This is a genomic window from Wolbachia endosymbiont (group B) of Pilophorus perplexus, from assembly GCF_964028155.1.
Classification (GTDB): Bacteria; Pseudomonadota; Alphaproteobacteria; order Rickettsiales; family Anaplasmataceae; genus Wolbachia.
In genome coordinates, this window is the sequence record NZ_OZ034754.1 from 719740 (window position 1) to 744276 (window position 24537).

The window sequence follows — 24537 nt, forward strand, 5'->3', positions numbered from 1 at the left end:
ATTATGGAGAGTGTTATGAAAGAAGTTCAAATAGAGGAAAGGTATCATAGCCTAACTGTTCCTGGAGATATGTATCATTTACAACCAGAAGTTATTGCTGCAAGAAGGGCAAATAGAATAGAAACTTTTTCAAAAAGACACCAAATGGACTATGGGTCAATTTTGCGTGGACAAGATATACAGCTAAAAGACGACGTTTCAAGTCTTGAAGATGCTTCTAGCGAAGCAGCAATAAGCCCACCTTCTACACCAAATCATAAGCAAAATAGAAGAGGACCAGGAATTTAATAAAGTATGGGTAGTACAGCTTATGATGACACTAATATCTTTGCTAAGATATTAAGAGGTGAGTTGTCTTATGAGGAAATACATAAAAATGAAAATGTGCTGGCTTTTCGTGATAAGTATCCTGATGCACCAGTTCATATTCTAGTTATACCAAAAGCTCAATACGTTTCATACGATGATTTTGTTCTGAAAGCTTCCGAAGAGGAAATAGTAAGTTTTTTTAAAACTGTTAGAGAAATAGCACATAAATATAACTTAGAAAAAACAGGATATAGATTAGTTACTAATCACGGTAAAGATGGAGAGCAAGTTATACCGCACTTTCACATACATATTTTAGGTGGTAAAAGATTAGGAAAGCATGTAAATTCATAGTGTTATATGTTTTTTAAATGAGTGAATATTTAACCATATTAATTTTTATCTGTGTATCAATTGTAGTATCCTTTACTTTAGGTGTATTACCTATGTTTCTTGCAGTCAGTAACCCAGATGGTGAAAAGCTTTCTACATATGAGTGTGGCTTTAATCCTTTATCAAGAGCCAGAAAAAGTTTCGACATAAAATTTTACTTAGTTGCAATATTGTTCATAATATTCGATTTAGAAATTGCTTTTCTTTTCCCTTGGGCCGTTTCTTTATCTAAAATAAGCTATTGCGGATTTTGGTCTATGATGATATTCCTTGCAATACTTACTATAGGCTTTATTTATGAGTGGTGTAAAGGTGCGTTGGAATGGGAATAAATTTATCTAATGGCGACTGGAATCGTTACAAAAAAGAAGGTTTTCTTATCACTAAATTTGGTGATTTAATAGATTATATAATGAACTGGGCAAGGTCTGGTTCATTGTGGCCAATGACATTTGGTCTTGCATGTTGCGCAGTAGAGATGATGCACACTGCATCCAGTCGTTATGATCTTGATAGATATGGCATAATCTTTCGTGCAAGCCCAAGGCAAGCAGATGTTATGATTGTTGCTGGCACGTTAACTAATAAAATGGCAGCAGCATTGCGTAAAGTTTATGATCAAATGGCAGATCCCAAATACGTCGTTTCTATGGGAAGTTGTGCAAATGGCGGTGGCTATTATCATTATTCTTACTCAGTAGTCCGTGGTTGCGATAGAATTGTGCCAGTTGATGTATATGTTCCTGGATGCCCTCCAACTGCTGAGGCGTTGCTATATGGAATGCTATGTCTACAAAATAAAATAAAACGAACTAAGAATATATAGCATGGATAAAACTGCAAAATACATACAAAAAAAGACTAAATGTGAATGTATTCAGAAAAATGATGGCACTATTGTAATATATTCAGCTTTGAATGACATTGAAAATCACTTACTCTTTCTACGTGATGATGAAAAGTGTAGGCTTGAGTTATTAGTTGACGTTTTTGGAGTTGATTACCCAGATAGAAAAAAACGTTTCGAGCTAATATACAATTTGCTCAGCCTTGTGCACAATATCAGAGTGCACATAAAGCTTCAGTTATGTGAAGGTGATATACCTCTAAGTGCAGCAAAGATATTTAACGCAGCTTCGTGGTTTGAGCGTGAAGTATTTGATATGTATGGAATAGAGTTTTCTAATCACCCAGATTTACGTAGGATTTTAACGGATTATGGATTCAAAGGTCATCCAATGTTAAAAGATTTTCCTCTCACTGGCTACGAGGAAGTAAGATACGATATAGAGGCAAAAAAGGTTGTATATAATCCTATAGACTTACCGCAAGATTTTCGTATGTTTGACAGCTTATCCCCTTGGGAAGGTAGTAAAGCCACAAAAGTAAATATAAAGGAGTAGAAAATGACAGCACAAAGAAAAAAAATATCTTTGATTGGTGCAGGAAATATCGGTGGGACTCTTGCCCATATGATTGCACTAAGAGAGCTAGGAGATGTTATTTTGCTTGATGTAAGCGATGGAATACCACAAGGTAAAGCACTTGACATTACAGAATCATCTCCTATTGATCGATCTAATGTCAATATTACTGGTACAAATAGGTATGAAGATATAAAAAACTCTGACGCAATTATAATAACTGCTGGCATTGCCAGAAAACCTGGAATGAGCAGAGATGACCTTCTGCAAACTAATGCTGCAGTAATGAAAGAGGTTGGGGAAAATATTAAAAAACATTCTCCAAACGCATTTGTAATAGTGGTTACCAATCCTTTAGATGCTATGGTTTCAGTAGTATACAAATCTTCAAGCCTGCCAACTAATATGATTGTTGGTATGGCAGGAGTGCTTGACTCTGCTCGTTTTCGTTATTTTCTTGCAAGTGAGTTAAATATTTCTGTCGAAGATGTATCTGCTTTTGTGCTTGGAGGACATGGTGACACTATGGTACCACTAATCAATTATGCTTCAATTGCTGGCATTCCACTTACCCAAATCATTGAGATGGGTGTGATTACGCGAGGAAAAGTTGATGAAATAGTTGAGCGCACTCGTAATGGTGGAAAAGAAATAGTTGATCTACTTAAATCTGGATCTGCATACTATGCTCCTGCATCTTCAGCCATAAGCATGCTAGAATCATACTTAAAAGATAAAAGGCGTATATTACCATGCGCTGCTTATCTTAATGGTGAATATGGTGTGAAAGACTTATTCATTGGTGTTCCTACTATTATTGGCAAAAATGGAGTTGAGAAAGTTCTAGAAGTTAAAATGAACGATAGTGAACAAGAGATGTTTTATAAATCTGTAAGTGCAGTAAAAGAGCTCTGTCAGCTAAATTAATTGCCCTATAGAATTTCTTTGAGCTCAAGCTTCGAAAACAGTCTAAAAAAATTATTTGTAGTTATTTTTGCTACTTCTTCTGGCGATTCATTCCATAATTTCGCTAAACAATTCACAACGTATTTCACCATTGCTGGTTCATTTTTTTTTCCTCTGTAAGGCTCAGGTGACAGGTAAGGTGCATCAGTTTCAACTAAAACACGCTCACGTGGCACATTTTGTGCAATTTCTCTTAGTAAGTTCGCATTTTTAAAAGTAATAATTCCAGAAAATGAAATGTATAATCCCAAGTCCATAGCCTTATAAGCAAGCTCTTTAGAAGAAGCAAAGCAATGCATTACTCCACTAAAAGCGTCCTTCTTCATTTCTGAATTTAACATATCAATCATCTCACTATCAGCACTTCTAGTGTGAATAACTAAAGGTAATCCTGTTACTTTTGCCGCTTCTATGTGTGATGCAAAACTTTTTTTTTGATTGCTTTTGTTATCAGATTTATAAAAATCTAATCCGGTTTCACCGATACTAATTACCTTTTTACCCTTAGTAAATTCAATCAATTCATCAGCATTTATACACTCACCTTTTTCCACAGTAGTATCAAGCGGATGTATACCAACGGAGCAGTAGACTTGATCATAGGATGAAGAGATTTTTAATAATTTAGGGATATCATTAATGCTTATACATATGTTATGCAAAATTCTCACACCATTTTGCTCTGCTCTTGAAATTACCTTTGGTATTTCATCATCAGAAAAATAAATTAGATGACAATGAGAATCAACTATCATAAATAGATCCTTTTATGATAGAAGAAAACTCTTCTATCACTTTTTTATAAACTTCTTTTTTGAACGGTATAGCACTGGCTACCAAATCATCCACATTTTGCCAACGCCACTCTTTGAACTCTGGATGATCAGTATAGTTAATATTAATATCCTTATCCTTCCCACAAAATTTCATTAAGAACCACCTTTGCTTTTGGCCAGAATATCTCCCATTCCAGCATATCGGTATAACTTCCTCGGGTAAGTTGTAATATATCCACTCTTTATTTTGAGCCACAACTTCTGCTTCATCAGTACCAACTTCCTCCAATAGCTCACGTAGCGCTGCCTGCTCTAGCTCTTCACCTTCATCAACTCCTCCTTGTGGCATCTGCCAATAAGAGTCACTATCAAAACGTTTTCCAATAAAAATATTTCCCTGTTTGTTAAATAACATTATGCCAACACAAGGGCGATACTCTTTCTCCTCACTAATCACAAATACTCTCTGTTGCTAAATTATCTATCATAGAAGTTCCAACTACTTTTTTACTATTCATTTTTTCAACAATTTTTTTTGCAACTTCTTTTGCGCTTAAGTTTGAGCTATCAATTTCAAGTGAACCTTGAGGGACAAATAGTTTCTTTCCTTTAATTCTTCTCATAGCAAAATCTGAATCAGTAATTTTTCTCTCCTGCTCTCTTTCCTTTAATTGAACGCGCTTTACTAGTTCTCCACTATTACAATATAACACCACAGGGAGAATCTCCACGTTCATTTTTTTACTTAAATTCACCACTGAGTTGTATACTTTTTGATCATAGGAATCACCTTTTATCAATTCGTTTGTAAATATATAATGCTTTGATTCTATATGGTATTTTTCCAATATTGCTAACATATTCTCTCTAATCACAAAAATTTTTTCCCATATTTCACTTGTAACCTCAGCATTTCTGAAGTCAATCATATCAAATATAATATTATTAAACAGGTTATTGTCTACTATCACCCCATCAATAATATTACACAGCTCTTTTGCAATCGTAAGTTTGCCACTACCCGGAAATCCGATTAAGTAAATGATCATACCATCAGAAAACTATCATATATTACAAATATATGTATTATAAACGTTACACTAGAAACATATCAAAAATAGTTCATATTCAGAAATTTTGAGTGTATCATTACAGATAAATTATATAATTTAGAATAATGAATGGTGATACAGAATCAATAAAAAATACAATTGTAGATGTAATAGATCAAAACAAAGGTCAAGATATAGTTACTTTTGATGTACAGAATAAAACTGTCATTGCAAAATATATGATCATTGCATCCGGTGATTCGAGCCGCCATGTAAAAGCATTAGCTGAGCACGTGATGAAAAATCTCAAGCAATATGATAAAATAGATGTAGAAGGTATGGATGAAGGTAACTGGGTGATTGTGAATTTTCAAGGTATAATGGTTCACCTATTCAGGCCAGAAGTAAGAGAATATTATAAGATAGAAGAGTTATGGAATTGATTATCCAGGTAGCTGGTATACACTTTCAAATGTTGTAATTTTGAAGGCAACCCTGATGAAGTTGGTGGTGTCATTCCAGTGCTTGACGCTGGAATCTAGAAAACTTAATCATAAACGAGCACACTATACAACATTTTTGATGAAATTTCATAATAAACTGGATTCCAGCGTCAAGCACTGGAATGACACCATCGTTAACAACACCGTTTACACACAAAATAACATATTATGAAACATAAATCCGAGTTTTTAAACTTCATTCAAGAAAGAGGATACCTATATCAATGTACAAACATTGATAGGTTAGACCAGCTATTATCACAAGATAATTATATAATTGCATACATTGGGTTTGATTGTACGGCACCAAGTTTGCATATTGGCAGTCTCATTCAAATCATGATGCTCCGTCACCTACAAAAATTCGGTTATAAGCCAATAGTTCTACTTGGAGGTGGCACAACAAAAATTGGTGACCCATCTGGTAAAGACAAAGCAAGAAGCGTCTTGCCGATAGAAGATATCAATCAAAATATACTTGGTATAAAGAAAACCCTCGAGAAGATGATATCTTTCGATTATGGAAAAACTGGTGCAATCATAGTAAACAACGCAGATTGGTTAGATAACATAAAATATATAGACTTTTTGCGTGATATAGGGACACATTTTTCTGTAAATCGCATGTTAGGCTTTGATAGTGTGAAAATTAGGCTAGATAGGGAGCAAAATCTAAGCTTTCTCGAGTTTAATTACATGTTGTTACAAGCCTATGATTTTGTCGAGTTGAATAAAAAGTATGGCTGTCGTTTCCAGATTGGAGGGTCAGACCAATGGGGAAATATAGTAAACGGAATTGAACTTAGCAAAAAGTTAAATTTACCTGAGCTGTTTGGTCTTACCACACCTCTTTTATTAAACGCACAAGGAAAAAAGATGGGCAAAACTGAAAGTGGGGCAGTATGGCTTGATGGCAGCATGCTAAATTCTTATGATTACTGGCAATATTTTCGCAATGTTGATGATCAAGATGTTGGTCGTTTCTTGAGACTTTTCACTGATTTACCAACTGATGAAATTAAAAAACTAGAGTCCTTGAAGGATCAAGAAACAAACGAAGCAAAAAAGGTTTTGGCAACAGAAGTGACGAAAATATGTCACGGTTGCAAAGAAGCCGAACTTGCACGATCTGCTGCAATCTCTGCTTTTGAAAATGAAGACAGTTCATTGCTTTCTGGTTACACTATTACAAAAGAACAAATTGCAAATGGTATACCCTTGATAGACCTGCTGTATGACACCGGTTTTGAACCTTCAAAAGGTGCGGCAAAGCGTTTAATACAAGGCAATGGATGCAAAGTTAATGATAATACTATAAACGATGTTAACTATACAATAAACTCTGAAAGCTTTAAAGGTCAGCCATTTATAAAATTATCTGCAGGAAAGAAACGACATATTAAAATTTTAGTGAGTGAAGTAAGAAAGTAAATTTGTCTCTGTTCAGCAGAATAGCAAAATAAGGTAGCCAAGAAAAGACAATTATAGGAACAAATGGATATCATTAAAGCAGCTGACACTGTGGCAGAATCGCTAGGCAACCCTACTATCGCTAGCAGTTTCTTGCTGTCGATTTGCTGAGATTGGTTTATCAACTTGAGTGTCAGGCTTTGACAATTTATATATAGCATTGCCAACTATTAATGCTGTTGCTGTAATTGCAACTACTGCTATAACTATAGGTATTAACTCAGCTGTAATTGCTCCGGCTGTAAAAAGTGCTATAGATATAGCAGTACCTAATAATGCAGTTACTCCACCGGCAATCCACCCTTTCTTAATTGCTGGACAATTAAGATAGTATAAAGGAGTCTCTCCCCACATATCTACTGCATTAACATTGACACCTCTTTCTACAAGAGCATCTATTATGGCCATACTGCGAAATAAAGCAGCATAGTGTAAAGGAGTCCTTCTCCATATATTTATTGCATTAACATCTGCACCTTTTTCTATGAGAGCGTTTGCTATGTTTATACTATCAAGATAAGTAGTATTATGTAAATTTGATGATTTAGCATATTTTTGTAACCTCGCTTTAAAGTCAATGTAGTTTAATTATTAAAATTAATGTTTCAATATACACCAGAGTGATATTAAAGGATTTTTGATGAGTAGAAGTAACCTCTGTGCAAAAAATTCCTTATGAACCTGAGCGTTCAGGAAGGACAAGGTGATCAGAAAGTAATTCTATTTACTTGTAGTCTAGGAGGAATAGATACATTATCTAATGCACTACTAATCCTAGTATTCCTTTCATTAATCGCTGCAGTTGGTTGAAAAGTGGCATAGATATATTGTGGTATGTCATTAATTCGTACTATAATAGAATTAATACATTCAATATTACCTTTATGTATAGCGATGCCAAGTGGCGTTAAGCTGTACGTCTGACCAGTTGGAGATATTACAGCATTGTGATTAGCAAGAATATCTTGCAATATACCACTATTTTGAGCATGAGTTAAAATCGAATTAATATGTGCATGATTACCCTCATGTATAGCAAAGCCAAGTGATGTTAAGCTATACGTCCAACCATCTGGAGAATACAAAGTATTTTTAGCAGTAAGAACTTCTTGCAATATACCACTATCTTGAGCATGAGTTAAAATCGAATTAATATGTGCATGATTACCTTCATATATAGCAAAGCCAAGTGGTGTTAAGTTGTACTTCCAACCATCTGAAGAATACAAAGTATTTTTAGCAGTAAGAACTTCTTGCAGCTTACCATTATTTTGAGCTTGTCTTAAAATAGAATTAACATATTCATTGTTATTTCTATATATAGCAAGGCCAAGCAATGTTAAAATGTATGTCCAATTATTCATAATATCTTGCGATACAACATTATTTTGAATCATTGTTGAAATGGTGCGACCTGAAAGTCTTCGGTCATATTGTTTAAAAGGAGAGGAATTCATTCAGAAAGAAACTGAAAGGATTCTAAAACTTATTAAACCAGATGTTTTGCCGTCTGAGTCTACGCATCAGTGCGAATCGGGCAACCGGTTGGTGCCAAGCGATGCGGACAATGAACCTCCTCTTGAAAAAGAAGATGCTCAATCGTGAGAGGGGCATAAACTGCAAGCATCATGTGGTTGGAGGGCTAGGCTAGTGGTATGGTGAACGTAAGTGAAGCTTTATAAGTACCGATACGATGAAAGAGCTAAAGATGCTGATAAGCTCTGACCAAAAGGTAATGTGGATAAGTTACATTTTTCATTTCTAGATGTACGCAAATAATAACTCCACCGGTATAGAGAAGCCACCTAACCCACTGTTGTATGACTGGAGAAACAGGGTAAGCCTGTATTTTCGCCTACATGGCAAGCAAACCGCAAGGAATGCTGATGGAAGTGCAGGTAAAGGAGAATGGAGAAAGCGAATGCCATTTTGTAACGAAATGGATAGAATTTGTAACATTAATTCGCGTGAAAACGAGCAGACTTCCATTTGGTCCCTCGTGACAAGAAACTTTGTTAACCACTTAAGGTAGGAAAGCAGATGATTACAAGTAAACCTGTAAGTGCATCTACCGAAAGCTTTGAAGCATGGAAGCAATTGCCATGGAAGAAATGCCAGAAAGTTATTGTGAGGCTACAAAGACGTATTGTTAAGGCTGTCCAAGAAGGAAGATGGGGTAAGGTAAAAGCTTTACAACATCTTCTCACACGCTCTTTTAGCGGAAAAGCTTTGGCTGTTAAGAGAGTAACTGAAAACCAAGGAAAAACCACAGCAGGTGTAGATCGTCAACTATGGTCAACTTGCAATGCTAAATTTCAAGGAATAAAGCTGTTAAAACAAAGAGGATATAAACCTTCTCCGCTCAAACGAATTTATATCAGTAAATCTAATGGCAAAAGAAGGCCTCTCGGTATACCCACGATAAAAGATAGAGCGATGCAAGCATTATATCTGTTTGCTCTGGAACCGATAGCTGAAACGATCAGTGATCGTCACTCCTATGGCTTTAGACCTAAAAGATCCTGCGCGGATGCTATTGCTGCTTGTCACTTATTACTGGCAAGACGCAATCGACCACAATGGATACTAGAAGGTGATATCAAAGGGTGCTTTGACAACATTAACCATGAATGGCTTATGAAGCATATTCCTATGGAAAAGAAAATTCTTCATAGATGGTTAAAAGCTGGTTTCCTAGAATCGAAAACTCTGTATCCCACAACTGCTGGCACTCCGCAAGGAAGTATAATTTCTCCAATACTAGCTAACTTTACCTTAGATGGTCTTGAACAGTTATTAGAAAGTCGCTTTGGTAAATTAGGTAGCAAAAGAAGAGGAAAAATCAGAAGTGGAGTGAATGTAATCAGGTACGCAGACGACTTTATTATTTCAGGTTTCACACATGAAGTACTGGAAAAGGAAGTTAAGCCTTTAGTATCATCTTTTCTTCATGAGCGAGGTTTAATTCTGTCAGAAGAGAAGACAAAGATTACATCTATTACAACAGGGTTTGACTTTCTTGGTTGTAATGTACGTAGATATAATAAGAAGTTAATTATTAAACCTTCGAAAGAAAGTATTAAAAGACTTCTTAATAAAGCACGTACATTGATAAAAGCAAATATAGCGAACACTCAGGCTATAGTAATTAAGTCACTCAACTCTCTACTGAGAGGATGGGGAAATTACTATCACCATGTGTGTGCTAAAAAAGCGTTTAGAAAGATCGACAATGAAATTTGGCATAGTTTATGGAAATGGGCAAAGAAAAGACATCCTCGTAAAGGATTACGTTGGATAAAGAATCGTTACTTCAAAGTAATGGGTCAACGCCAATGGGTTTTTGCTGCACCCATATGCAAGAACAAACCAAAAGAGATACGGTATTTAAGACTGCTTAAGCTGATTGATATACCTATCAGACGACATGTTAAAATCAGAGCGGATGCAAATCCCCTTGACTTAAAATGGAAAAAGTATTTTGATGAGAGAGTGAAACGAACAAGAATGTTAGCAAGCTCCTTTTCAAGAGAAGGTTCTCTACTGTTGGTGTCACCATTAAGAATGATGTTTCCTGAGGAATCATGAAGGACAAGCCGGTTCTAGAAAAGAAGAACTTAGATAAGGGGCTCAAGCGTAGTGTGGGGAAACCTGCATGCTGCGTTTCTAAGGGAGGGGGTAGTAGTAATACTGCTTCCTTACCTGACCACCTAAGTACTATAGGGAGGATTTTTGTGCTCATTTTTTTACTAAGTTCTACTACTGAGTTATATATTCTTATGTTGTAATCATTATTTTTAATTAATTCATCAACAAATATATAATTTTTTGAGTCAATAGGATAGGCTTCTATTGCCTGAAACATAACATGTGTAGTGTTATATATTCTATCTCGAGCTTCTTTGGAAGTTTGATTATATTCAAGTCCACTTACAATTACTGCATTTATCATACTAGATAATACTATTGCTGTAGAAAGTTTACCACTTCCTGGAAGACCAGTGATATATATGAAAAATTTTGTTAGCTGTTTTTTTATCTCAACGTTTATCATATTATTTTTAATATTAAAACCTACAATTATAATAACATAAAAACAAGGCTTTAAAACATATGAAACATTACATAAAAAGTCGCTTTTATAGTTAAAATACTATGTAATCTAGAAATGTAAACTCTAATCACCTAAGGCAAGTAAAAGTGCTTAGTATTTTAACGTAGGTTCACCTTTTAGTTTGTAATAAACTTTTTTTTACGTATAAATCTTTAGAAAATTTTAGTCAAGAGCTATGTTATTAACAAATAGTGAGTTGAAAAGAGACCTAGTTAACGCCTATCAAATTTTATCTTATCTTAAATTAGATGATCATACGTATACTCATCTCTCTGTACGTTCTGAAGATAAAAAGTCATTTTATGTTTATCCGTTTGGTATACGTTTTTATGAAGTAGATGAAAGTTCATTGATGAAAGTATCGTTTGATGGGAATATAATTGAAGGCAAAGAATATCAATATAATAAAACTGGCTATGTAATCCATGGCTTCATTTATCAAGCAAGGAAAGATATTCAAGCAATTTTTCATCTACATACACCTTCTATTGTAGCAGTTTCTTCTCTCAAGGATGGATTACTCCCAATAAGTCAGTGGGCGCTGCACTTTTATAATAAGGTATCTTACCATGATTATAATTCCCTGGCACTTGATGATACAGAAGGAAAAAGATTAATAGCTGATTTGAAAGAAAATTTTGTGATGTTAATGCGCAATCATGGATCTATAACATGTGGTCAGACTATACAAGAAGCAATGTTTTATACGTATCACTTAGAACAAGCTTGTAAAACTCAATGCCTGATGCTAGCAATGAATAGGGAGTTGTCAATTCCAAGTGAAGAAATTTGCTCAAAAGCCGTAAAGGATCTTCTGTCTTTCGAAAGCAATCTTGGTGAGAGAGATTGGCACGCATGGGTTAGGTTGATTAAAGGTAAGTTATAAAAGTTTCTGACTCTTCGATAGATATTAGATTTCTTGCATAACCAGCCAGTCTGAAATCCAATAATGGTTTCACACGCTGTAATTCATGCAAGAAGTCTAATGTCTCCATCTCTACTTAAGTTAACACCCTTAACTAAGCAGATACAAGTAAATATAGCCCTTCCCATAATAGTCCAAAAAGGTCATAAGAAAGAAGAATCGACAGCATGACGAAAAGATTTGAATAAAGGAATGTTTTTTCTGGTTCTGTTTTTTATAGCAAACCAATAATGCTCAATTTTGTTGAAATCTGGAGAATATGGAGGAAGATATAAAATTTCTGCACCAACTCCTTTAGCAAATCTTATTAGACTTATGAAAAGTAGCATTATCAAGGATAACAGTTTGTCCAGGTTCCAAAATCGGTGTCAGAAACTGCTCAAACCATTTATTAAAGATATCCATATTGCAGTGGCCTTTAAAGGTTAACGGAGCAATTATTTTTCTTCCACTTAAGGCTGCAACCATGCTAATTCGTTGAGTTTTCTTTCCAGATTTTAGGGCATAAAACCGCTGTCCTTTCTGGCAATACCCATAGGTTCAGTGTTATCAATGCCAGACTCATCTATATACACTAATTCTTTAGGTTCTTTTGTTGCTATAACCTTTGAAAATTGAGCTCGCTTTTCTTCATTTCTTTCTTTATATCCGTAGGTCTTTTTTTTCTTGTGAATCCTATATTTTTAAGTGCTCGATGAATTGTTTGTCTACTAATATTGCCCCAGCATCTCTGACTGAGTTTTGCCACCTTGCTCATTTGCAAATTCGGCAAATGCATTCCAGTCGGTAATTTTATGCCACGCTTCCAAGCTTTTTTGATTGAAAATCTCCCGTTTTCTCACGTCTTTTCTTCCACTCATATAAAGTTGTTTTTCCGATCTTAAATCTCTTGGCAACAGTTTCTCCACTCTCTCCTTCATCCAATGCTTCCATTACCTTTTTTCTTAAGTCATAACTATTTGCTACTGGCATCCTTACCTTCCACTACTATCAATCCATATCTTACTCTTTTTGGACTATTATGAGAAGGGCTATAACTAGTAAGTTTTTTCAATCCTGCTCCACAGCAAATTTTAATGCTATGTGAGTAGTTATAGTGCTGTTAACAATTAAAATGACAAAAACTAAGATGGTGATTAGTAGTGTATAAATATTCAAGGATAAATTTTCAAATTGAGTTAGCAATTTGAAATATACAAAAGTTGGCATTATCATTGGCAAAACAAGAATTTGCGACACTCCTGATGCTAAGTTATTTCGACCAATCATCAATGCATTTCCAGTAGCTGAAATATTAATGATTATCAGCGTATTAAATAATAAAGACACTCCAACTGCTATTGAATGTTCAATATTATTGCCTAGAATTGCAAAGCTGAACATGAAAGAAATCACTGAAATCGGTAACCCAAATAACAACCAGTGAGCGAAGATTTTATAAGCAACTATCAGCCTAGAAGAGAGTGGCTGTAAAAAGATTTGCTCTAATATTCCATCATGATAATCAGATGTAAATAAATTATTTGTAGAGATCTGCAAAACAAATGTAGCACATATCCATGTTAATGTTAATATGACTTCTTGTTTACTGTTGTTTTCAAGTGTATATGAAGATAAACTTAACATTATAATAAAAATACATACTATATAAGTAAGATTATTATCATTTATTACTAATTTTTTTACCAAACTAATCATACCAGGATTTTAAATGTTTATTATAAATTATAGTGTTTACTTTGAGGGTAGTATAATTTTTTGTGTTTACAAGTTATATAAGTTTTAATATATTTTATTGATAATGCTATGGAAAAATTAATAAAAATAAAGTTACCGGAAGATTACGTTCCTTCAGAAAATGAAGAATATATGAACGTAAAACAACTGGAATACTTTAGCTTAAAGTTACAATCAATACTCTCTGAACTGGAGAAACAAGATCTAGAAGATAGTAGTATTTATTCTGATAGTGAAAATGGAGAATTAATTAAGCGCCGAAAAGATAGAAAAGAAAAAATTAAGGAGGCGTTGGAAAAAATAAAATTAGGCATTTATGGTTACTGCGATGGAACGGGAGAAGAAATAGGAGTCGAAAGACTTAAAGCTAATCCGCTTGCTATGTATTGTATTGAAGAACAAGAGAGAATAGAAAAAGAAAAGAACGTGTATAACATTAATGATTAGAACTTGTTCGCAAATTCAAGCATATTTCTCTCCTTAACATAACTCTACTCATAGCCAGATATATGAAATTTTCAGTGAATAAATCTTATTCTTTCGATAGTCTTCTATTCCTAAAGCAAAAGTCCTTTCTACAACCCACCTTCTTGGCTGCACTTTAAACCCCTCATTGGTAGTAGCTAAGGCGGTGTGTCTTTGTTGACTTAGAACCTACATGAAGGCCTTTTGACAATCTCAATATCCATACCATATTCTTCCTTTATATGATTTTTTAAATTTTCTCCTTGGTATCCCATCACATAGTAAATACCGCCATTTACACCTATACACAATACATAGAAAATTGCTTCTAATATTTCTCTTTTGCTATACTTTGACGACCTTCCTCCTTTCCTGTATGATACTCTGGAGTAGCTTTCTATTCTTGTCCATTCCCTTTGACTTAGGTCTGCTGGATGCTTTTTTCTCATCTTTACCCAGCACTAAAACTTTAGATATTATAGCCTTTTACTAATCTCTGGACAAGCTCTAGCTTCGGTAAACTCAGTAGAAGGTTCTTTTGCAAAAAATGCAGCATGTACAGCATTTTTAATGAAAAAACACGCGGCAAGTGCAAATATTGCTGTTGGTATATAACACCAAGGAGAAGCTATACTAAAAAAAGTAGCAGAAGCTACTGTTAAGCAACAACAAGTAAATATTGCTTGAAGCATAATATACTGTCTATCAACACCACCATACTCGGCCATTAATTTTCTAACTTTGTTATTGCTGCCGTATGGCAGAGTAAGCGTTTTAATCAAATTCATTACACAATTATTAGTGAAATATGGAGCACACTCTATAACTCTGGAGCCATTAACCTTCTGATTAGGATCTGCACCATACTTTAGAAGCAACTCTACATATTTTTCGCGTTTATCGTTGTCACAATTGATTGCTTGATATAATGGACCTCGACCATTTTCATCTAACATATTAGGATTAGCACCATATTTCAAAAGTATTTCCATAGTATAATCATCATCACACAAAAACGCTTCAAACAACGGATTTTTACCATTTCTATCTAACATATTAGGATCAGCACCATATTGTAACAATAACTCTACAATTCTGCTGTCATCGAGAACCATATAATAGTGTAACGAAGCTTCATTATGTAATAGCTTTATATTAGGATCAGCACCATTTTCTAAAAGAAGTTTCAGAATACTATAATTTCTTGAATCTTTAGCTTGCATTAAAGCAATAGATAATGGAAAGTAAATACAAATAAGTTCTTCATTGATGTAATCACCAAATCTTCCATCTTTACTGCTTTTGAATTTGGAAAAAAGCTTTTCAAGAAACTTTATATCCTGATTGTAGAGAGCCCTACTTAAGTAAAACCTCAAATCTTCAGGCGCATTAATTCCATTTAAATTTCCGTCAGTTAGATTTTTAACCCCTTCTATATTTTCCTTAGTGAGAAATTCATATGCAGTACCTAGCTTTTTAAATTTCTCCTCATTTTGTTTCTTTACAGCTTCTGAATGTTTATCAGGATGATATTTCAAGGCTAATTTTCTATACGCTGATTTAATTTCTTGTTCACTAGGCGCATAGCTTGATTGAAAACCTAATATTTTTAAAGCCTCGTCTCTTTTTATGGCCATAATGTTTCTTTAATAAATTTATATATATAGTTTATTATATAATATCTATGATATAAAATAAAGTAATTCCCGATAATCTAGAAAAGCAAATTTTTCCATTAGCTGGTTTTTAGAAAAATTTAATCCCCTCTCATAAAATTCATTTTTCACATCAGATTTACAGTAATCATGAACCTGTCACGTGTAATGCTTCTCCACATAATCACTAATAATTTCCTTAAATTCTTCAAAAATATTATCACCTTGTAAAGTTTTGAAATATTTGCCGTCTTTGTAGACTGCTGAAACAGGTTTTTCTCCATACCCAGGCAGGCTGATCCCCAGATTTGCATGTTTGCTCTCTCCAGGACCATTTACTATGCATCCCATAACAGCAACGTTCATATACTCTACACCAGGATTCTTTTTCTTCCATACCGGCATATGAGTTTTTATGTAGCCATTTACTTCCTCAGTTAATATACGAAAACGATCGCTACTTGTGCGTCCACAACCAGGACATGAACTCACCTGAGGGTTAAAGTAGCGCAAACCTATAGACTGCAGTATTTCCTGACATACTACCACCTCATTAGTGCGTGATTCACCAGGGCGCTGAGTTAAAGAAGCCCGGATAGTGTCTCCAATACCATTTTGCAATAAATAAGTAAGCCCTGCTGTGGTATTTACTACGCCTTTGTTACCCATACCAGCTTCGGTTAAACCCAAATGCAGCGCATAATTGGAAGATTTTGCAAGTGCCGTATAAACTAAAATTAAATCCTGCACTCTACTGACTTTACATGAAATGATTATTTTCTCTGCATTAAGGCCAATCTTTTCAGCTTTTTTTGCACTACCAAGAGCAGACATTACAAGCGTCTTACGTAATATAACATCAGAAGTTTTTGGATTACTAGATAAGGAGTTTTCATCCATTAATTTTTGTGAAAGGTACTTATCAAGACTACCCCAATTTACTCCAATTCTGACAGGAAGATCATGCGTTATTGCATACTCTATAATTTTTTCGAATTTTTCATCACGTTTATCACCAAAGCCTATATTACCTGGATTTATCCTAATTTTACCCAGAATTTTAATGTTGTCTGGATAATCCTGAATCAGCCTGTAGAGCTCATATTGTCCACAGCCTACTAATATCTTACCATCAAAGCCTTCTTTATTTATTTTCTCTACTATATAAGGTATTGCTTTTGCTACTTCCTCTGAGTTCAAAGCAATTCGCACCAATTCTGAACCTGCATGCGCTAGTTCTATTACTTCTTTTGCATATTTCTGAGCACTGCTTTTTATGTTGTCAGAATCTATATGTGCACCAAGTGCCATGGATTGAACAACTATAGGATTATTTCCACCTATCTTCACTTGTCCAACTTTTACAGTATGAGTTTTATGCCTGGAAACCGGCGATGACTCATATGCATCATCACTCAATGTCAGGTCTCTATCTAGCATATTATTAATCGTGACACTATTTTACTGTGTCAACTACACTGCCAAATGAACTTGAACCATTTAAACTATGCTGTGTTGTTCTATTTAGATCAGTAATAGAATCATGAGAGCACGTTCTTCTTGATGGACTTTCTTTTATAGTAACATTTATAGGGGAAACTTTTTTTTCTCGTGTTGAAGTAACTTTTTTCCCTTTTTGTTGTTCACTTTTATGCTGCTTACTTTCATACTGAGAAACTGGCTCTTGATCTATAAATACAGCACCCTTTAAACGTGCAAGATTAATACCATGCTGATTGATCATAGCATCCTCCCCATCTTCAACTATGCAAGCTCCCACGTTGTTTGGCTCGTTATCAAGGCTAGCAATTTTTTTTTCTTTTAATTTTTTGATTAGATCTTCTTTATTCATAGCTAGATCTTGTAACTTTTTTTTCTTGAGGAGCTCCCTACGCTTCTCATACAGTTTATATGACTCAGCAAAATCCTCGTCTGCATGAAAGTTTGCACCACCAGGGTTACCAGGAGGTATGTACCTCTTACTGAACTTTACCTTAGACTTCGCTTCAACATTATGTACAGTAAAGAAACTAGAAACCAAAAGTATTAATATAAATAAAACTTTAGAAAAGATCTTAAGCATACTATAGTGAATATTGTGCTTTAAAAGATACCAATTAACAAACTTCAAGTAAATCAGAATCTCTACCAACTTTATAATACAAACATCTTTCTAAAAAATTTACTACCAAAACCTACATAATCTAAAGGAAATTTAAGGTGTTACAAATTTTACGTAACACCCTTTCAAGAAGAGCATTACACTCTTCCTTGCTGTAAGTTATTCTTCAGTTTTTCGGTATCATTCACATTATTAAACTTTCCGCTTGGCATATCTTGAGACAAGTCGTTTTTCTTCTCTTTATCAAGCTTAACTCCCTGATAGATACAGAATGCAACAAAACTAGTTACAGCTATTGCAGCAACAGCACTGACTATGGCACAAGTTAGTATTGCTTGTTCTTGTCCCCCTACCATGTCTGCAAATGTTTCTACTTTTTCTTCTAAGCCTGTAAATTTTTCTTGCAAGCCGCTTAAGTGCTCTTGCATAGCTTGAAACTGCTCAGTACCAATCTTGTCTTCTAATGCACCAAAAACTTTTTCAAACTGCTCAACATCTATCTTTTGAGCTTCTTGCCACTCTTTTAATGCACTAAATACCTCTTCAAACTGTTTAGCATCTATCTTTTGAGCTTCTTGCCATTCTTTTAATGCGCTAAATACTTCTTGAAACTTTTTAGCATCAATATTTTGACTTTCCTGCAATGCTGTTACATCCGATTTATCAAAACCGAATACAAATTTGGTTATACCCATTTTTAACCCCCTAGCTAATTAATATATTACTATTGTACGTTTTTAGTAGTTAATTTAGTATTAAACACTATACAACTGGGATCCAATAAGAAATATCTGGTCATGCGCTGGAACTTTTGAATTCCAGTTATGCAAGAGATCTATTGATCTTAAAATAACTTTCTTTGGTTTAAGTTAAGGGTTATTCTACCAATATCTCTCTCTTTCCTGAGTAACTCGGAGCACTGACAATACCTTCTTTCTCCATTCTTTCAACAATATTTGCAGCTCTGTTATAGCCTATTCTAAGTTGCCTTTGAATGTAACTAGTTGAAACCTTTTGATCTCTCTGAATGATGGCCACTGCTTGCTTGTATAGATCGTTCTCTTCATCTTCTGTTTCACCTTCTGATTCCGCGAAAGAATTTTCATCTTCTTGAGTGATTTCCTCCATGTAGTTTGGCTCACCTTGCGTTTTCAGATGATCAACTATATTTTGCACCTCATCATCACTTACAAATGGACCGTGCACTCGAATAATCTTACCACCAGAGGCCATATAAAGCATATCACCCATACCGAGTAACTGTTCGGCCCCTTGTTCACCAAGTATTGTACGGCTATCTATCTTAGAAGTAACAGCAAAACTAATTCTCGTTGGAAAGTTTGCTTTTATCACACCTGTTATCACATCTACAGATGGGCGTTGTGTTGCCATTATGATGTGTATTCCTGCAGCACGAGCCATCTGAGCTAAACGTTGAATAGAGCATTCTATATCTTTGCCAGCAACAAGCATTAAATCTGCCATTTCATCTACGATCACCACAATATACGGAAATGTCTCCATTTTAAGTGGTATTTTTTCAAATAAAGGTTTACCCGTTGTTGAGTTAAAGCCAATCTGTACAACGCGCTCCAACTCTATTCCGCTATTCATCGCTTCTGTAATTTTTTGATTATAGTTTATTACATTGCGCACATTTAAATATGACATCATGCGATAGCGATTTTCCATCTCTTTCACTATCCACTTAAGAGCAATAACAGCTTTTTTTGGCTCTGTTACCACTGGCGTTATTAGATGCGGTATTGCATCATATATTGAAAGCTCGAGCATTTTGGGGTCGATCATTATCATCTTGCATTCATCAGGACTTAGTCGATAAACAAGCGACAGAATCATCGTGTTAATTGCAACCGACTTACCTGACCCTGTAGTTCCGGCAACAAGCAAGTGGGGCATTTTAGTCAGATCTGCAATAACTGGTTTTCCGCTTATTTCCTTGCCAAGCGCAATTGGAAGATTTAAGTTTGCATTTTGGTATTCTGGCGATTCAAGTAAATCACGCAGCATTACAATCTCTCGCTCCTTGTTTGGCAATTCTATTCCCATGGCATTTTGTCCACGAATTATTGAAATACGTGCAGAAAGTGCACTCATTGAACGTGCAATATCATCTGCAAGACCAATCACTCTTGCAGATTTTGTACCTGCTTGTGGTTCAAGTTTGTATAAAGTCACAACCGGTCCATAACATACACTTATAATTTTTCCTTGCACGCCAAAATCACTCAGAACCTGTTCGAGCAGAGATAAATTCTTATTGCTCTCTAATGCATTCAACTGTTTTCTCTGCAAAGATTCTTCTGCTTTGGAAAGTAAGTGAATGCTTGGAAACTCAAACTCGCTAGAAGGTGGTTTAACAATTTCTTCGGCAGCTTTTTTCTTTCTTTCTTTCGGTTGTTGTTTAGTGGTTATATATTTTTCCTCTACTACTAATGGTGCTATTGAATAATCAGTAGTTTTACGTAACCTGAAAAACAGAACCTTTGTAAAAAGGGAAAATATTTTTTTACATAGGAAAAGCAAAGAATAAACCGTTCTCTTCCAACCAATCAATCCTACAATACCTATTGATGCTACTACTGTGAATATGTAAAACGGGCAGTGGTCAATTAGAGCATTACCGACTATTCCACCGTGCATGTATCTAGCAGTAATGCCAAGCGAAAGTTGCGACAATATAGCATATATTGCTACATTGATTAACGTTAGGTAGATAATTTTCAGCAATGATGCTCTGAAAATTAAAAAGTAAACTATGGTTGTAGCTATTGTAATACTAGCGAGTCCAAGAAATTGAACCAATATATCAGCTAAATATGAACCTACTACTCCGCCCAAATTTGTTACTTCCTGATTTGTAGCTGTATTTAAGGATGGATCTTTATAATTATAGCTAAAAACCGATATATATATATACATTAATAGTGACAAGTATATCGCTGATTTTAGCTGTTTTTTTAACATCTACTTAAAGTAATAAGTAATTGTATATTTTACAAAGTGAATTGCTATTATCAATATCATCACGGATAAATCTAATCCATTGAATGGTTGTATATACCTTCTGATAACCTTTAGTGGAGGATAAGTGAGTCTGTTTAAAGTTTGCATTATGCTGCTTACAATCTCATTATACATGTTAACTACATTCAATTTAATCAACAAATCGAGAGCAATTGAGCATATTAGAACGAAGCTGTAAAGATCAAGTAACAGGTTAAGTAAGTATATGATTGGATGCATATTACTAATTTACACTAAAACCTATTATGTGTAGTGATATGTATAAAATCAAGCCCCACAATAATTTTTATGCTGAAATAGGTGTAAACAATAAGCTATAAGATATTATACCCTTTGATTCCACGTGGATAAAAAACTTATTGATAAATTAACGGAGAGATGTGTACTGTATGAATAGCTTTTTGATCATGTTTATTACATGCAGGATAAGTGTTCAGGTACGTATGAAACCAGCGCTTCTTTTCTTGTCACCTCTTGTTACCTAAATAGCCTCTGTTCAAGTAGCCCCTTTGTTGTCATCCCAGTGCCCAGACACTGGGATGGCTTTGTTGCACCACTCAAGGAAAGAACAGGCAGTTACTGATGGAATTTGTTATAAAATAGATATTTAGCCGACAAAGGAAAAATATGCCAATAAGAATGAAAGTCAGTAACTGCAATGAATATAACAAATTTCTTCAAGAAAGGGGAAATGTTTTTCATTATATCAACGATGCCATTGAAAATTGGTACGAAAATAGTCCAAAAGTAGCAGGTGGCAACAATGTCTACAGCGACAAAGTAGTGATTCTAATTCACATAATAACCTATCTATTCAGGATTGGTCTTAGGCAAACAGTGGGATTTATAGAGAAATATCTTGAGCAAATAGGGAAAATTTTGCAAATTATCAGCTATTCGCAGGCTTCAAGAAGGTTTAAAAAGCTTAATATCAAAATCAACGACTGCAGAGTTGATAAGAACGATATGGAAGATATTGAAATTGCTATAGATAGTACAGGTATCAGCATCTACAATAATATTCCAGGCCATAGTAAGGCAAATGGTACAGATAGAAAGTATCGCCGCTATGAGCAAACAAGAAAGCTACATGTAATGCTAGAGATAGGTAGTAAAAAAGTTATAGCTGCAAAATACAGTAGTGGAGTTTATTCCGACCACTATGGAGCCTGTGATCTTATTGAAAGAGTGGATACCAAGTATAACATAAGCACGATATATGCAGATAGGGCATATAATCGAAAGAAGTTATACAAACTGTGCGATGAGCTTGACATAAAGACAAGGATTCCTCCGCAAAATAATGCAGTAGAGCATCCAAAGTTGGATTATATGAATGAGAGAAATTCTACAATCAAGCTCATAAAGTCATATGATGAAGATGGTATGAAGAGGTGGAAAAAAGAGATAAATTATTGGAAGAGATCTTATATAGAAAGTTTTTTCTCGCGACTGAAGCAAATATTTGGATTTAGTTTTAGGAATAAATCTGAGATTAATCGTGAGAAGGAACTGCTACTCAAGTGTTATTTGCTTAACAAATTTACTGAAATAGGCATGGCTAAGTTTGATATAGCTTCATGAATTTATTATACATTACCCACTATCCGAAGAGCTGTGCAACAAAGCCCACTGGGATCCAGATTGGCACTAAGTTGGTAAACATGAAAGCGCTTTATAACGTTTTTGATGTGAAAGCTAATGTCAGCTACTCAAATGATACCATTTGTTATAAACTCACTTTTACTCTATGGTCTTGTCGATATCCTGAACAGATACAATATTTTTTATTTATAAAATTAAGCAACTACTTATCGTAAAGTTGATCTATAGATATAATACTACCATTTGATGATTTTTCAGCACATTTTTCACTTTCGTATTCTTTATCAGAATCAACGCTAAATACTAAAATATCTCCTGAAATTTTATCATGAAACTCACTAATAGCAAAAAACGGTACAGTGACTTGTTCTTGTTTTCCACGAAAGCTCAAACTGACGCTAAACTTATCTTCAAGAACTTTTAGACCAAAAAATTGATGCTGTAATATAATAAGCATTTGAGTAGGGTATGATTCTTTCAAGTAGTCTGGTATGACAACACCATTAAAGCGCGTAAAAAATACTATTTCTAAGTGAGGAGTAAAAACATTATCTAATATAGTATTCAAAGCCTTTTTGATAACTTGAAATTTAGCATAACTAAGCGACTTCTGATAATCTGTTTTATCCATATAACCCTTACATGTTTGGGGGAACTTCTGTTACCCGGCGTTCCCTAAACCGTGCTTATAGCAATGAAGTTATAGTGCCTAAATTAAGCAGCTAATGCAACATTGTCTTCGGCAGCAAAGTTATCGTTTGCATCTAAATTATGAACTCTTAGCGGTGGTATCTAACCGAGCAAAGGTACCATCTTTACTATGCATGTCGATCCTTATTCGCCCCCGTATCAAAAATATGGTGGAGGCGCCGAGTACTGCCCTCGGGTCCAATACACCTATTACAAGGTAATTTTATTGCCATAGTGTATAAAAAATACACATGTTTATTATACAGTAGTATTGAATAAATGTCAAGTTATTGAACTCCAAATTGATTGGCAACTAAAAAACTAATATAAAAATTACTTCGCCTATTTATCTAATCTTAGTATAATCAAAGTAGAGGTATTTTTAGAGCTCAAAATCTATCTTCGTCTGCAGACTTTTCTATCAAATAATCAAACTAAGTAAAGAATGTAGCGTATCTTCTTCAGCGCAAATGGGTGCACACATATGCTTAATCTCTGTCGCATGTGCGTTACATTTTTTCTGTTCTTTATTAATAAATATGGGGGATTCTATGCCTAATTCTTAACAAAAAACTACTCAAATGCTTTTGTAGCTATTGAATTTCTGAGTTCAAGAAAGCAAGAGACAGTGTGAGAAATGGCACAAGCCGAAAAAAAGATAAGTTGTGGAACAAAAAATGCAGACAAATGTGGAAAATTGCCTGTGTAACTAGACTATAAATTAGTTTTTCTCCTCAAGAATTAAATCAATTCAGTGTACTTTCTAACTTTCTACTTGTTAGAAAAAAACGGATATGAAGGAAGAGTTTCGTATTGATCTTGTGAATCAATCTCTACTTCTTGTTCTGATGACATCTGTGATGTCAGTCCTTCATCAGATAAAAGAATTTTTCCTGTAAGAATTTCTATTACTTCTTCCCTTCCACTAGAAATAGCATAATCCAAAGGAGTCTTTCCTTCATTATCTTGTATATTAACATTTGCATCCTTCTCTATAAGAAACTCTACTACTTTTACACAGCCACTTCCAGATGCTAAACATAGTAAGTTACTTCCATCAAATGAATTAGCATTTATGTCAAATCCACTTTCTTCCCATGCATTGTACATATTAACATGCTGCTGCAGCTCACTTTTTAATTTTTCAATTATGTTAGATGCACTTATTTTGTCATCATTATCAATCCTATATAGTATTTTTTGTAATATCGACGTGTTACTCATAATGTTCTCCGATTTTTAAGAATAAATACTAATTATAGCATTAAAGCAAGATATGAGGA

At 34.5% G+C, this 24537-nt stretch carries 27 protein-coding genes, 1 other RNA gene and 5 pseudogenes; 15 read left to right on the forward strand and 18 right to left on the reverse strand.

Going from position 1 to position 24537, the window contains the following annotated elements; translation table 11 throughout:
* Positions 1–3 precede the first annotated feature (3 nt).
* Genes ABWU28_RS03715 through mdh form a run of 6 tightly spaced genes read left to right on the forward strand, consistent with a single transcriptional unit; the run spans position 4 to position 3053 of the window.
* Positions 4–288 (forward strand): hypothetical protein, encoded by a 285-nt coding sequence (locus ABWU28_RS03715; RefSeq protein ID WP_019236871.1) that lies wholly within the window; start codon positions 4–6, stop codon positions 286–288.
* 6 nt (positions 289–294) lie between these two features.
* Positions 295–663 carry an HIT domain-containing protein gene (locus ABWU28_RS03720; protein ID WP_006014413.1) on the forward strand — a complete coding sequence of 123 codons (369 nt, stop codon included), beginning with the start codon at positions 295–297 and terminating at the stop codon, positions 661–663.
* Positions 664–680: 17 nt separating this feature from the next.
* Positions 681–1034 (forward strand): NADH-quinone oxidoreductase subunit A, encoded by a 354-nt coding sequence (locus ABWU28_RS03725; RefSeq protein ID WP_064085468.1) that lies wholly within the window; start codon positions 681–683, stop codon positions 1032–1034.
* Positions 1025–1528: a NuoB/complex I 20 kDa subunit family protein gene (locus ABWU28_RS03730; RefSeq protein WP_007302257.1), complete on the forward strand. Its 504-nt coding sequence runs from the start codon at positions 1025–1027 to the stop codon at positions 1526–1528. The genes ABWU28_RS03725 and ABWU28_RS03730 overlap by 10 nt, the downstream gene beginning before the upstream one ends.
* 1 nt (position 1529) lies before the next feature.
* Complete coding sequence (locus ABWU28_RS03735) at positions 1530–2105, forward strand: NADH-quinone oxidoreductase subunit C (protein WP_214249946.1); 576 nt, start codon at positions 1530–1532, stop codon at positions 2103–2105.
* Between the two features lie 3 nt (positions 2106–2108).
* On the forward strand, positions 2109–3053 hold the full coding sequence (gene mdh / locus ABWU28_RS03740; protein ID WP_007302259.1) for a malate dehydrogenase: 945 nt from the start codon (positions 2109–2111) through the stop codon (positions 3051–3053).
* A 5-nt stretch (positions 3054–3058) separates the two neighbouring features.
* On the opposite strand, the gene ABWU28_RS03745 is transcribed toward mdh, so the two are convergent.
* Genes ABWU28_RS03745 through ABWU28_RS03755 form a run of 3 tightly spaced genes read right to left on the reverse strand, consistent with a single transcriptional unit; the run spans position 3059 to position 4917 of the window.
* Positions 3059–3847 carry a TatD family hydrolase gene (locus tag ABWU28_RS03745; protein ID WP_007302260.1) on the reverse strand — a complete coding sequence of 263 codons (789 nt, stop codon included), beginning with the start codon at positions 3845–3847 and terminating at the stop codon, positions 3059–3061.
* A complete protein-coding gene (locus ABWU28_RS03750) occupies positions 3837–4325 on the reverse strand; it encodes an RNA pyrophosphohydrolase (protein WP_007302261.1) in 489 nt (162 codons plus the stop codon). The genes ABWU28_RS03745 and ABWU28_RS03750 overlap by 11 nt, the downstream gene beginning before the upstream one ends.
* Positions 4318–4917: an AAA family ATPase gene (locus tag ABWU28_RS03755; protein WP_052264674.1), complete on the reverse strand. Its 600-nt coding sequence runs from the start codon at positions 4915–4917 to the stop codon at positions 4318–4320. Before ABWU28_RS03755 ends, ABWU28_RS03750 begins: the two co-directional genes overlap by 8 nt.
* Positions 4918–5045: 128 nt before the next feature.
* Between ABWU28_RS03755 and rsfS the strand changes: the two genes are divergently transcribed.
* Together rsfS and tyrS are read left to right on the forward strand one after the other, a co-directional pair.
* Positions 5046–5363, forward strand: coding sequence for a ribosome silencing factor (gene rsfS / locus ABWU28_RS03760; protein ID WP_007302263.1), 318 nt, complete (start codon positions 5046–5048; stop codon positions 5361–5363).
* A gap of 228 nt (positions 5364–5591) precedes the next feature.
* The gene (tyrS, locus tag ABWU28_RS03765) at positions 5592–6854 is read left to right on the forward strand and encodes a tyrosine--tRNA ligase (protein WP_052264675.1); all 1263 of its coding nucleotides are present in this window, start codon (positions 5592–5594) and stop codon (positions 6852–6854) included.
* A gap of 102 nt (positions 6855–6956) precedes the next feature.
* On the opposite strand, the pseudogene ABWU28_RS03770 reads toward tyrS, so the two are convergent.
* Both ABWU28_RS03770 and ABWU28_RS03775 read right to left on the reverse strand, forming a co-directional pair.
* Positions 6957–7427, reverse strand: a pseudogene (locus ABWU28_RS03770) (ankyrin repeat domain-containing protein); the annotation flags it as partial.
* 173 nt (positions 7428–7600) lie between these two features.
* Complete coding sequence (locus ABWU28_RS03775; RefSeq protein WP_353275686.1) at positions 7601–8257, reverse strand: hypothetical protein; 657 nt, start codon at positions 8255–8257, stop codon at positions 7601–7603.
* Positions 8258–8300: 43 nt separating this feature from the next.
* Between ABWU28_RS03775 and ABWU28_RS03780 the strand changes: the two genes are divergently transcribed.
* The 4 genes and pseudogenes from ABWU28_RS03780 to ABWU28_RS03795 form a co-directional block, all read left to right on the forward strand.
* Positions 8301–8498 (forward strand): hypothetical protein, encoded by a 198-nt coding sequence (locus tag ABWU28_RS03780; RefSeq protein WP_230609272.1) that lies wholly within the window; start codon positions 8301–8303, stop codon positions 8496–8498.
* Positions 8499–8752: 254 nt separating this feature from the next.
* Positions 8753–8896 carry a hypothetical protein gene (locus ABWU28_RS03785; RefSeq protein ID WP_019236827.1) on the forward strand — a complete coding sequence of 48 codons (144 nt, stop codon included), beginning with the start codon at positions 8753–8755 and terminating at the stop codon, positions 8894–8896.
* Positions 8897–8933: 37 nt separating this feature from the next.
* A complete protein-coding gene (gene ltrA, locus ABWU28_RS03790; RefSeq protein WP_019236826.1) occupies positions 8934–10481 on the forward strand; it encodes a group II intron reverse transcriptase/maturase in 1548 nt (515 codons plus the stop codon).
* Positions 10478–10609 (forward strand): annotated as a pseudogene (locus ABWU28_RS03795) (transposase); the annotation flags it as partial. The gene ltrA and the pseudogene ABWU28_RS03795, both read left to right, overlap by 4 nt.
* On the opposite strand, the pseudogene ABWU28_RS03800 reads toward ABWU28_RS03795, so the two are convergent.
* Positions 10603–10947, reverse strand: a pseudogene (locus ABWU28_RS03800) (hypothetical protein); the annotation flags it as partial. The pseudogenes ABWU28_RS03795 and ABWU28_RS03800 sit on opposite strands and share 7 nt — an antisense overlap.
* Positions 10948–11182: 235 nt before the next feature.
* Between ABWU28_RS03800 and ABWU28_RS03805 the strand changes: the two are divergent.
* On the forward strand, positions 11183–11893 hold the full coding sequence (locus ABWU28_RS03805) for a class II aldolase/adducin family protein (protein WP_007302673.1): 711 nt from the start codon (positions 11183–11185) through the stop codon (positions 11891–11893).
* A 182-nt stretch (positions 11894–12075) separates the two neighbouring features.
* On the opposite strand, the pseudogene ABWU28_RS03810 reads toward ABWU28_RS03805, so the two are convergent.
* Positions 12076–12904: pseudogene (locus ABWU28_RS03810) on the reverse strand (IS630 family transposase).
* 78 nt (positions 12905–12982) lie between these two features.
* Positions 12983–13630 (reverse strand): heme exporter protein CcmB, encoded by a 648-nt coding sequence (locus tag ABWU28_RS03815; protein ID WP_007302672.1) that lies wholly within the window; start codon positions 13628–13630, stop codon positions 12983–12985.
* A 108-nt stretch (positions 13631–13738) separates the two neighbouring features.
* On the opposite strand from ABWU28_RS03815, the gene ABWU28_RS03820 reads away from it, so the two are divergent.
* A complete protein-coding gene (locus tag ABWU28_RS03820) occupies positions 13739–14116 on the forward strand; it encodes a TraR/DksA family transcriptional regulator (protein ID WP_007302671.1) in 378 nt (125 codons plus the stop codon).
* On the opposite strand, the pseudogene ABWU28_RS03825 reads toward ABWU28_RS03820, so the two are convergent.
* From ABWU28_RS03825 to ABWU28_RS03855, 7 genes and pseudogenes are all read right to left on the reverse strand, one after another.
* A pseudogene (locus tag ABWU28_RS03825) lies at positions 14106–14583 on the reverse strand (hypothetical protein). The gene ABWU28_RS03820 and the pseudogene ABWU28_RS03825 sit on opposite strands and share 11 nt — an antisense overlap.
* A 27-nt stretch (positions 14584–14610) precedes the next feature.
* Positions 14611–15771: an ankyrin repeat domain-containing protein gene (locus ABWU28_RS03830; RefSeq protein WP_353275689.1), complete on the reverse strand. Its 1161-nt coding sequence runs from the start codon at positions 15769–15771 to the stop codon at positions 14611–14613.
* A 177-nt stretch (positions 15772–15948) separates the two neighbouring features.
* Entirely contained in the window at positions 15949–17229 is a 1281-nt protein-coding gene (gene ispG, locus ABWU28_RS03835) for a flavodoxin-dependent (E)-4-hydroxy-3-methylbut-2-enyl-diphosphate synthase (protein WP_353275691.1), read from the reverse strand.
* A 16-nt stretch (positions 17230–17245) separates the two neighbouring features.
* Positions 17246–17872: a TRP75-related protein gene (locus tag ABWU28_RS03840; protein ID WP_052264768.1), complete on the reverse strand. Its 627-nt coding sequence runs from the start codon at positions 17870–17872 to the stop codon at positions 17246–17248.
* A 176-nt stretch (positions 17873–18048) separates the two neighbouring features.
* The gene (locus ABWU28_RS03845) at positions 18049–18606 is read right to left on the reverse strand and encodes a hypothetical protein (protein WP_007302667.1); all 558 of its coding nucleotides are present in this window, start codon (positions 18604–18606) and stop codon (positions 18049–18051) included.
* 181 nt (positions 18607–18787) lie between these two features.
* A complete protein-coding gene (locus ABWU28_RS03850) occupies positions 18788–20899 on the reverse strand; it encodes a DNA translocase FtsK (protein WP_012481755.1) in 2112 nt (703 codons plus the stop codon).
* Complete coding sequence (locus ABWU28_RS03855; protein WP_012481756.1) at positions 20900–21178, reverse strand: YggT family protein; 279 nt, start codon at positions 21176–21178, stop codon at positions 20900–20902.
* A gap of 408 nt (positions 21179–21586) precedes the next feature.
* Between ABWU28_RS03855 and ABWU28_RS03860 the strand changes: the two genes are divergently transcribed.
* A complete protein-coding gene (locus tag ABWU28_RS03860) occupies positions 21587–22543 on the forward strand; it encodes an IS5 family transposase (RefSeq protein ID WP_213863789.1) in 957 nt (318 codons plus the stop codon).
* A gap of 223 nt (positions 22544–22766) precedes the next feature.
* On the opposite strand, the gene ABWU28_RS03865 is transcribed toward ABWU28_RS03860, so the two are convergent.
* The 3 genes from ABWU28_RS03865 to ABWU28_RS03875 form a co-directional block, all read right to left on the reverse strand.
* Positions 22767–23195: a ClpXP protease specificity-enhancing factor SspB gene (locus ABWU28_RS03865; protein ID WP_213863728.1), complete on the reverse strand. Its 429-nt coding sequence runs from the start codon at positions 23193–23195 to the stop codon at positions 22767–22769.
* Positions 23196–23209: 14 nt separating this feature from the next.
* Positions 23210–23544: a transfer-messenger RNA gene (ssrA, locus tag ABWU28_RS03870) on the reverse strand.
* A gap of 481 nt (positions 23545–24025) precedes the next feature.
* Positions 24026–24478: an ankyrin repeat domain-containing protein gene (locus ABWU28_RS03875; RefSeq protein WP_213863729.1), complete on the reverse strand. Its 453-nt coding sequence runs from the start codon at positions 24476–24478 to the stop codon at positions 24026–24028.
* Positions 24479–24537 lie beyond the last annotated feature (59 nt).

Bases quoted from the DNA above. Each gene is read 5' to 3' on its own strand.
- ABWU28_RS03745 (WP_007302260.1), bottom strand. From the start codon at position 3,847: ATGATAGTTGATTCTCATTGTCATCTAATTTATTTTTCTGATGATGAA.
- ABWU28_RS03865 (WP_213863728.1), bottom strand. From the start codon at position 23,195: ATGGATAAAACAGATTATCAGAAGTCGCTTAGTTATGCTAAATTTCAA.
- ABWU28_RS03840 (WP_052264768.1), bottom strand. From the start codon at position 17,872: ATGCTTAAGATCTTTTCTAAAGTTTTATTTATATTAATACTTTTGGTT.
- tyrS (WP_052264675.1), top strand. From the start codon at position 5,592: ATGAAACATAAATCCGAGTTTTTAAACTTCATTCAAGAAAGAGGATAC.
- ltrA (WP_019236826.1), top strand. From the start codon at position 8,934: ATGATTACAAGTAAACCTGTAAGTGCATCTACCGAAAGCTTTGAAGCA.
- ABWU28_RS03850 (WP_012481755.1), bottom strand. From the start codon at position 20,899: ATGTTAAAAAAACAGCTAAAATCAGCGATATACTTGTCACTATTAATG.
- ABWU28_RS03845 (WP_007302667.1), bottom strand. From the start codon at position 18,606: ATGGGTATAACCAAATTTGTATTCGGTTTTGATAAATCGGATGTAACA.
- rsfS (WP_007302263.1), top strand. From the start codon at position 5,046: ATGAATGGTGATACAGAATCAATAAAAAATACAATTGTAGATGTAATA.
- ispG (WP_353275691.1), bottom strand. From the start codon at position 17,229: ATGCTAGATAGAGACCTGACATTGAGTGATGATGCATATGAGTCATCG.
- ABWU28_RS03855 (WP_012481756.1), bottom strand. From the start codon at position 21,178: ATGCATCCAATCATATACTTACTTAACCTGTTACTTGATCTTTACAGC.
- ABWU28_RS03820 (WP_007302671.1), top strand. From the start codon at position 13,739: ATGGAAAAATTAATAAAAATAAAGTTACCGGAAGATTACGTTCCTTCA.
- ABWU28_RS03875 (WP_213863729.1), bottom strand. From the start codon at position 24,478: ATGAGTAACACGTCGATATTACAAAAAATACTATATAGGATTGATAAT.
- ABWU28_RS03735 (WP_214249946.1), top strand. From the start codon at position 1,530: ATGGATAAAACTGCAAAATACATACAAAAAAAGACTAAATGTGAATGT.
- ABWU28_RS03755 (WP_052264674.1), bottom strand. From the start codon at position 4,917: ATGATCATTTACTTAATCGGATTTCCGGGTAGTGGCAAACTTACGATT.
- ABWU28_RS03715 (WP_019236871.1), top strand. From the start codon at position 4: ATGGAGAGTGTTATGAAAGAAGTTCAAATAGAGGAAAGGTATCATAGC.
- ABWU28_RS03805 (WP_007302673.1), top strand. From the start codon at position 11,183: ATGTTATTAACAAATAGTGAGTTGAAAAGAGACCTAGTTAACGCCTAT.
- mdh (WP_007302259.1), top strand. From the start codon at position 2,109: ATGACAGCACAAAGAAAAAAAATATCTTTGATTGGTGCAGGAAATATC.
- ABWU28_RS03725 (WP_064085468.1), top strand. From the start codon at position 681: ATGAGTGAATATTTAACCATATTAATTTTTATCTGTGTATCAATTGTA.
- ABWU28_RS03720 (WP_006014413.1), top strand. From the start codon at position 295: ATGGGTAGTACAGCTTATGATGACACTAATATCTTTGCTAAGATATTA.
- ABWU28_RS03860 (WP_213863789.1), top strand. From the start codon at position 21,587: ATGCCAATAAGAATGAAAGTCAGTAACTGCAATGAATATAACAAATTT.
- ABWU28_RS03830 (WP_353275689.1), bottom strand. From the start codon at position 15,771: ATGGCCATAAAAAGAGACGAGGCTTTAAAAATATTAGGTTTTCAATCA.
- ABWU28_RS03730 (WP_007302257.1), top strand. From the start codon at position 1,025: ATGGGAATAAATTTATCTAATGGCGACTGGAATCGTTACAAAAAAGAA.
- ABWU28_RS03775 (WP_353275686.1), bottom strand. From the start codon at position 8,257: ATGAATAATTGGACATACATTTTAACATTGCTTGGCCTTGCTATATAT.
- ABWU28_RS03815 (WP_007302672.1), bottom strand. From the start codon at position 13,630: ATGATTAGTTTGGTAAAAAAATTAGTAATAAATGATAATAATCTTACT.
- ABWU28_RS03785 (WP_019236827.1), top strand. From the start codon at position 8,753: ATGGCAAGCAAACCGCAAGGAATGCTGATGGAAGTGCAGGTAAAGGAG.